5 protein-coding genes and 4 pseudogenes are annotated in these 6,446 nt (G+C 56.7%); 3 read left to right on the forward strand and 6 right to left on the reverse strand.

All coding sequences use genetic code 11. The features are described 5' to 3' along the window. Window positions 1-35: 35 nt before the first annotated feature. Window positions 36-584, reverse strand: coding sequence for a PAS domain S-box protein (locus tag QU481_RS01980; protein ID WP_289828192.1), 549 nt, complete (start codon window positions 582-584; stop codon window positions 36-38). Between the two features lie 151 nt (window positions 585-735). Here QU481_RS01980 and QU481_RS01985 point away from each other — a divergent pair, with 151 nt between their 5' ends. Next, window positions 736-1,503, forward strand: a complete 768-nt coding sequence (locus QU481_RS01985; RefSeq protein WP_289828193.1) for a transporter substrate-binding domain-containing protein — start codon at window positions 736-738, stop codon at window positions 1,501-1,503. Window positions 1,504-1,707: 204 nt separating this feature from the next. Here QU481_RS01985 and QU481_RS01990 read toward each other — a convergent pair whose 3' ends face one another. The 3 genes and pseudogenes from QU481_RS01990 to QU481_RS02000 form a co-directional block, all read right to left on the reverse strand. Further along, window positions 1,708-1,956 (reverse strand): hypothetical protein, encoded by a 249-nt coding sequence (locus QU481_RS01990; RefSeq protein ID WP_289828200.1) that lies wholly within the window; start codon window positions 1,954-1,956, stop codon window positions 1,708-1,710. 70 nt (window positions 1,957-2,026) lie between these two features. Then, a pseudogene (locus QU481_RS01995) lies at window positions 2,027-2,179 on the reverse strand (hypothetical protein); the annotation flags it as partial. Beyond that, complete coding sequence (locus QU481_RS02000; RefSeq protein WP_289828194.1) at window positions 2,145-2,270, reverse strand: hypothetical protein; 126 nt, start codon at window positions 2,268-2,270, stop codon at window positions 2,145-2,147. The gene QU481_RS02000 and the pseudogene QU481_RS01995, both read right to left, overlap by 35 nt. A gap of 526 nt (window positions 2,271-2,796) precedes the next feature. On the opposite strand from QU481_RS02000, the gene QU481_RS02005 reads away from it, so the two are divergent. After that, window positions 2,797-4,458: a SulP family inorganic anion transporter gene (locus QU481_RS02005; RefSeq protein ID WP_289828195.1), complete on the forward strand. Its 1,662-nt coding sequence runs from the start codon at window positions 2,797-2,799 to the stop codon at window positions 4,456-4,458. Window positions 4,459-4,831: 373 nt separating this feature from the next. Here QU481_RS02005 and QU481_RS23810 read toward each other — a convergent pair. Next, a pseudogene (locus tag QU481_RS23810) lies at window positions 4,832-5,778 on the reverse strand (aldo/keto reductase). On the opposite strand from QU481_RS23810, the pseudogene QU481_RS02015 reads away from it, so the two are divergent. Then, window positions 5,677-6,282 (forward strand): annotated as a pseudogene (locus QU481_RS02015) (LysR substrate-binding domain-containing protein); the annotation flags it as partial. The pseudogenes QU481_RS23810 and QU481_RS02015 overlap by 102 nt on opposite strands. A gap of 37 nt (window positions 6,283-6,319) precedes the next feature. On the opposite strand, the pseudogene QU481_RS23965 reads toward QU481_RS02015, so the two are convergent. Next, window positions 6,320-6,446 (reverse strand): annotated as a pseudogene (locus QU481_RS23965) (IS30 family transposase); the annotation flags it as partial.

A 6,446-nucleotide genomic window follows, 5' to 3' on the forward strand; every position in this document is an offset into this window, starting at 1 on the left:
GTAACATGCTGATTTTGTACACGTTGTAAAGCTGGTCAAAATGACGCTACAAGCTGAAAGGTTAGTAACTTGCACAACGCATCATTTGCCTCGAGATACCGTCCCTGCTCATCCAGGGTTTGGTAGGCTACAGGCAAGGACTCGAACAACTCGCGGAAACGAGCTTCGCTTTCACATAGACATTTTTCGGTCACGCGCCAAGCCCGTTTTTCTTGTCCCTCCTTCACCCGACGCTGCAGCGTTGGCCACAATACCGAGAGATCACCAAAGGAAATAAGATCATTGATCCCCAAATGAGCCCACTCGGCAGACAGGGGGCCATCTAAGGTGGCGACGATAACCGTCACGGTTGCTTCCGGTTGGTACCGTCGAATGGTCGACAGATGTTGTTTCAGCGTTGTCGGGGCAGTTTCATAACAGAGAACGACAGCATCCCAGCGCCCCCCCTTCATCGAACGCTCCAATGCCTCTGCAGAGGCCAGGGAGACACAAGCCACATTAGCGGCGGATATCAAGGCCTGCTGAATGACATCATGGTGTTTCGGGCATTCAAAGAGTACCAGCACATTCAAATCAGCTCTCATGGATAAATGCTTAAAGCATATTTAATTGGCCTATTTGATGTTCAATCAAAATGTAAAATTCACTACGGCACATTGATTTAGGTCAAAGATTTGTAATTTCACTCCGTTCTTGCTGCTGCTAACAAAAACCTCTTGATGCCAAAGGAATCCCATGCTCAAGCGCCTCTTACTACTACAGGCTCTGTTCTGTGCCACCCTTGCCTGCTCCAGCCAGGCAGCCACCGTTGATGACGTGATTCACAGTGGCGTGCTGCGCGTCTGTACCCCAGGTGACTACAAACCGTTCAGCTACACCCACTCCCCCGGCACCTATGAAGGGCTGGACGTCGATCTCGTGCGATCACTGGCCGACTCGCTCGGCGCGAAGGTCCAGTTCGTGGCGACTAGTTGGCCGAAACTGATGGACGACTTTACCGCCAGCAAGTGCGACATCGCCGCTGGCGGCATCTCGGTGTCGCTCGACCGGCAGCGCAAGGCCTGGTTCAGCGCGCCGTACATGGTCAACGGCAAGGTTCCGCTGGTGCGCTGCGCCGATGTAAAGCACTACCAGACACTGGCTGACATCGATAAGCCAGGGGTGCGAGTCATCACCAATCCAGGCGGCAGCAACGAGCGCTACGCCCGGGCCCATTTCACCCATGCCACGCTGACGATACATCCTGAAAACCTGACGATCTTCGAGGAGCTACTCGCCGGCCGGGCCGATGTATTCGTCACCGAGTCGGCCGAAGCGCGGGTGCAGCAACATCTACGCCCGGGACTATGCGCAGTGAACCCGGACAAGCCGCTACAGTACAGCGAGAATGCGCTGCTACTGCCCCGTGGCGACGTTGTGACCAAGGCCTATGTCGATCAGTGGCTACACCTGCTGAAGGCCAGCGGCGAGCTCCAGAACATCAGCCAGCGCTGGATCAATTGAGCTGAAAGACACCATTGCTCAAACTCTGAGCACAGCCAATGTAACGATGGGGCGTCTCTGAGACCTCCCATCCTCTGTACGGCATAACTCACTGGACTGCCTCTAAGAGCCTGTTCAAAGGCTCTGCGCTCTGTTGAATGTGAGAAACTCTGGGGGTAAGAAAAAGCTACCCAAGCGACATCAGCCGCGAACAATTTGAAGTTATCAAGACGCTTCAGCGAAGAGACGGTGAAAATCATCAGCACGGTCACGAACATGCGGCGTCGGCCAACAATGTCGCCGGCCCGAGCGCCGTGCAACAACCCCACCGAAAGTGAGCGGATAGGCACTCTGCACCCAAGTGAGCTTTGTAGCCCAAAAGCTGGGGCTCCGCTCGATCTTCGGCAGCGCAGTGATGACGATCGAAACATCGAGTATCGTCATCAGGTAGCTGACGAGGATGATCGCCAGCACGACAGTCCGCTTGGAAACGGCGCGGCATGATCAGTCCGGCGTTGTTGACCATCACGGCGATGCGGCCATAGGTTTGCACGGCGGCATCGACCAACCGCTTAACCTGGTCACACTGGGTGACGTCGGTCGATACGGCCAGAGCCTTGCCGCCCAAGGCGGTCAACTCGTCAACCAGTGCCTGTAGCCGCTCAATGCTCCGCCCCCCCCAAGACCAAGATCGCACCTTGCGACGACAGCAAGCGGGCGGTCGCCTCGTCCAGCCCGCTACTCGCACCGGTAATGACGACGACCTTGCCTTCGATGTTGTTGCCCATGCTTGTGACTCCTGTCAGTGGTTTGTGAAGATGGCCGCTGGTTACCTGAGAGTGGCTAACCACACTCAGCGAAACAGGTCCTACCCGGCGCACAGTCATGTAGTACGGCAAGACTGCACCACAACGCCGGTCAGGGTTTGTTGATTGCTTTAGAACCTGTTCACGATCTGCTGCGTTCTATCTTCTAGGATTTGGGTGATCCTGCGTTGAAATGGCGCTCAACATGCTGATCTACTCGATAAGTACATTCCGCTTTTTCGCACCATTTCGCCTTGGCTGACCCTTCGTTCGCGAGATCGTAAACAGGCTCTTAGAACGATGCGGCGTTCCGGATGATCTGATCATGCTCTATGGCGGTTGGCTTATCTGACCTATCCTACTTTTATACCTTCCTCGTCCCACTATCCTCGTGGCGACGTTTTCGACTACGAACATTCGACCAATGCAATCGGATAAACCCATTTCCCGAAGCGAGCATGCCAAGAACAGGGAACAAGGATGGTTGCGGTGGCTCCCAGGCTTGGCGATGCTCAAGGAGTATCAGGCCGGTTGGCTGGCACATGATCTGGCCGCCGGGCTGGTATTAACCACCATGCTGGTGCCAGTCGGTATTGCCTATGCCGAAGCATCTGGCGTCTCCGGTGTATATGGCCTCTATGCCACGATGATTCCGCTGTTGGCGTATGCATTTTTCGGTCCCAGCCGAATTCTTGTCCTGGGGCCGGACTCCGCCCTTGCAGCACCGATTCTGGCCACCGTCGTACAAATCTCCGGTGGCGATCCATCGCGTGCCATTGGCGTGGCCAGCATGATGGCTATCATCGCCGGCGTCTTGTGCATCATCATGGGACTATTGCGCTTGGGGTTTATTACTGAACTGCTGTCGAAGCCCATTCGATATGGCTATATGAATGGCATTGCGCTTACCGTGTTGATTAGCCAACTTCCGAAGATCTTCGCTATCTCCATTGATGAGAAAGGACCGCTGCGGAACCTGCTGAGCCTTGCCAAAGCCATCGCTGCAGGGGAAACCAACTGGTACAGCTTCGCGGTAGGTGCGGGGAGTCTTGCGCTGATACTGTTCCTCAAGCGTTTCGAGAGGTTACCTGGCATTCTTATCGCGGTTGTCCTGGCGACGCTGTGCGTTAGCGTGTTCAATCTGGATAGCATTGGCGTGAAAGTACTGGGCAGAATTCCCCAAGGTTTGCCAGTGTTCTCGATACCATGGGCCAGCGATGCGGACTTGGTCAGGATATTGCTCGGTGGCTCTGCCGTAGCGCTGATAGCTTTCGCGGACACCAGTGTGCTATCCCGAACCTTCGCGGCACGTTTCCGTAGTCGTGTCGACCCTAACCAGGAAATGGTGGGGCTGGGTGTCGCCAACCTGGCGGCGGGCTTCTTTCAGGGCTTCCCGATTAGCAGCAGTGCGTCGCGCACGCCGGTGGCCGAGGCAGCAGGCGCCCGGACGCAATTGACTGGCGTCGTAGGCGCGTTGGCTGTGGCGATGCTGCTAATGGTGGCGCCTAATCTGATGCAATACCTGCCCAACAGCGCATTGGCTGCGGTAGTCATTGCCGCAGCCATTGGTCTGTTCGAGATTGCCGACCTGAAGCGTATATATCGCATCCAGCAGTGGGAGTTCTGGCTCTCGCTCGGATGCTTTGCCTCTGTCGCGGTTTTCGGTGCGATTCCTGGCATCTGCCTGGCAGTGGTGATCGCCATCATCGAATTTCTGTGGGACGGCTGGCGACCTCATTTCGCCGTTCTCGGTCGCGTAGATGGTTTGCGTGGATTTCATGACATAGAACGCTACCCGGATGCCAAACGGATCCCCGGGCTACTGTTGTTTCGTTGGGATGCCCCCCTATTTTTTGCCAATGCCGAGCTGTTTCAGGAACGTTTGCTGGAAGTTATCGAGGAGTCGCCAACACCTGTGCGTAGGGTCGTGGTGGCCGCCGAACCCGTGACCAGCGTAGACGTCACCTCTGCCGATATGCTGCGAGAGCTGAGTCGGACTCTAAGCGATCGTGGCATCGCGTTGCATTTTGCCGAGATGAAGGATCCAGTCCGTGACAAGCTCAAACGTTTCGATCTGATGGAGCTCATTGGCAGTGATAGCTTCCATCCTACCGTGGGTAGTGCCATCGATGACTACCTCAGCGAATTTGGCATCGCCGAGGATGACTAGTCCTGATGAGAAGCAGTCATGATGCATGAGCTGTCATTGCTTATGTGACGAACCCTACCGAGGCAATCTGGGCCTGCTTGGGTAAATGCGAGATTGCCAATCTGCGCCCGGGCACAACCCAGCCGAGGTCCGCGACTTCTTCTGGCAGCGCCTGAAATCGATGCGGCCCCCGCTCAAGCTGATTCGGATAGCTCCATATGGCGTAAGGACAACTGCAGTTGCATGTGAAACTGTGGTGCGCTGCCCCCTAATGCTATACAACAGACCAACCGAAAGCGAGTTCTCGACCTGAGTTTCTGCTTTTGACTTGCCTTCTGGCATGAGCGTGCGCCCGTCAAGACACACGCTCATATGCGTCAAGAAGACGTGCGGCTCAACGACCGACCAGCTTCTGCCGCTCTGCCGAGTACCGGTCACCCAGTACCTGAATCTTGGAGACGGCGCTTTCAATATCGCTAAGATCGCCCGGCGTCAGTTCGACGGCAGCCGCACCAATATTCTCACCCAGGCGATGCAATTTGGTCGTGCCGGGGATCGGTACAATCCAAGGCTTCCGGGCCAGCAACCCGGCAAGCGCAATCTGAGCGGGGGTCGCCTGCTTGCGGGCTGCAATGGTGCCGAGCAGATCGACCAAGGCTTGGTTCGCCTTGCGCGCCTCGGGCGTGAAGCGGGGAACGGTATTGCGAAAATCGGTACTGTCGAATGTAGTGCGCTCGTTGATCGCACCAGTAAGGAAGCCTTTACCCAAGGGGCTAAAGGGCACGAAGCCGATCCCGAGCTCCTCGAGCGTGGGCAGGATATCCTTCTCGGGCTCGCGCCACCATAGGGAATATTCGCTCTGCAGCGCAGTGACTGGCTGAACTGCATGGGCGCGGCGGATCGTCTCTGCGCCGGCCTCCGACAAGCCAAAGTGCTTGACCTTGCCTTCGCGGATCAAGTCCTTCACCGTGCCGGCCACCTCCTCGATCGGCACGTTCGGGTCGACACGGTGCTGGTAGAAAAGGTCGATACGGTCGGTCTTAAGCCGTTTGATGACGCCTCCGCGACCTCCCTGATATGCTCCGGCCGGCTTTCCAGGCCCGCGTTGGCATCACCGGACCGAAAACCGAACTTAGTGGCAATCACCACCCGATCGCGAAATGGGGCCAACGCCTCACCCACCAGCTCCTCGTTGGTGAACGGACCATAAGCCTCCGCAGTGTCGAAGAAAGTGACGCCATGCTCGAAGGCCGAACGGATCAGTTTGATCGCATCCTGGCGGTCGATGCCTGGGCCAAGGACAAGCCCTCCGGCACCATCCGCATCACCACCGCGGAGCACGCCGCCGATACGGTGTTATGGCCCAAGTTGGAGAAATTTCTGCCGGAATACCCGGACATCAAGGTGGAGATTTTCACCGACTACGGGCTGACCGACATCGTCGCGCAGCGATTTGATGCCGGCATCCGCTTGGGCGACCAAGTAGCCAAGGACATGATCGCGGTCCGGATTGCGCCAGACATACGCATCGCCGTGGTCGGCTCGCCGTCCTACTTCGCCAGACGGCCACTGCCCATGACACCACATGACCTCACCCTGCACGACTGTATCAATCTGAGGCTGCCAACCTATGGCGGGCTGCTGGTATGGGAATTCGAGAAGAATGGCCATGCACTGAACGTGCGCGTTGATGGCCAACTGGTATTCAACAGCAGCGCGCCTAGACTGCGCGCCTCGCTGGCAGGGTTCGGCCTTGCCCTGCTACCGGAGGACATGGCGCAGGAACACATTGCCGCAGGGCGCCTCCAGAGTGTACTGAAGGACTGGTGCCCCACCTTCCCGGGCTATCACATGGCGGCCTCAATAACCAAGTGCAACAGGGTTAATGTTTCTCTGCTTGTCGCGATTCAATCACGGCATCCAGATGTTCGGCAAACACCTCGATCGGCATCTTGAATTTCAACACTGCACGTGGGCGTGTGTTCAGCCGGTGCGCGATAGCATCCAGC

The organism is Crenobacter oryzisoli (assembly GCF_030385785.1).
In the GTDB taxonomy this organism is placed as follows: domain Bacteria; phylum Pseudomonadota; class Gammaproteobacteria; order Burkholderiales; family Chromobacteriaceae; genus Crenobacter_A; species Crenobacter_A oryzisoli.

What these genes read in the sequence shown, in the direction of transcription:
- QU481_RS01980 (WP_289828192.1), bottom strand. Translation starts at nt 584, where the DNA reads ATGAGAGCTGATTTGAATGTGCTGGTACTCTTTGAATGCCCGAAACAC.
- QU481_RS01985 (WP_289828193.1), top strand. Translation starts at nt 736, where the DNA reads ATGCTCAAGCGCCTCTTACTACTACAGGCTCTGTTCTGTGCCACCCTT.
- QU481_RS02000 (WP_289828194.1), bottom strand. Translation starts at nt 2,270, where the DNA reads ATGGGCAACAACATCGAAGGCAAGGTCGTCGTCATTACCGGTGCGAGT.
- QU481_RS02005 (WP_289828195.1), top strand. Translation starts at nt 2,797, where the DNA reads ATGCTCAAGGAGTATCAGGCCGGTTGGCTGGCACATGATCTGGCCGCC.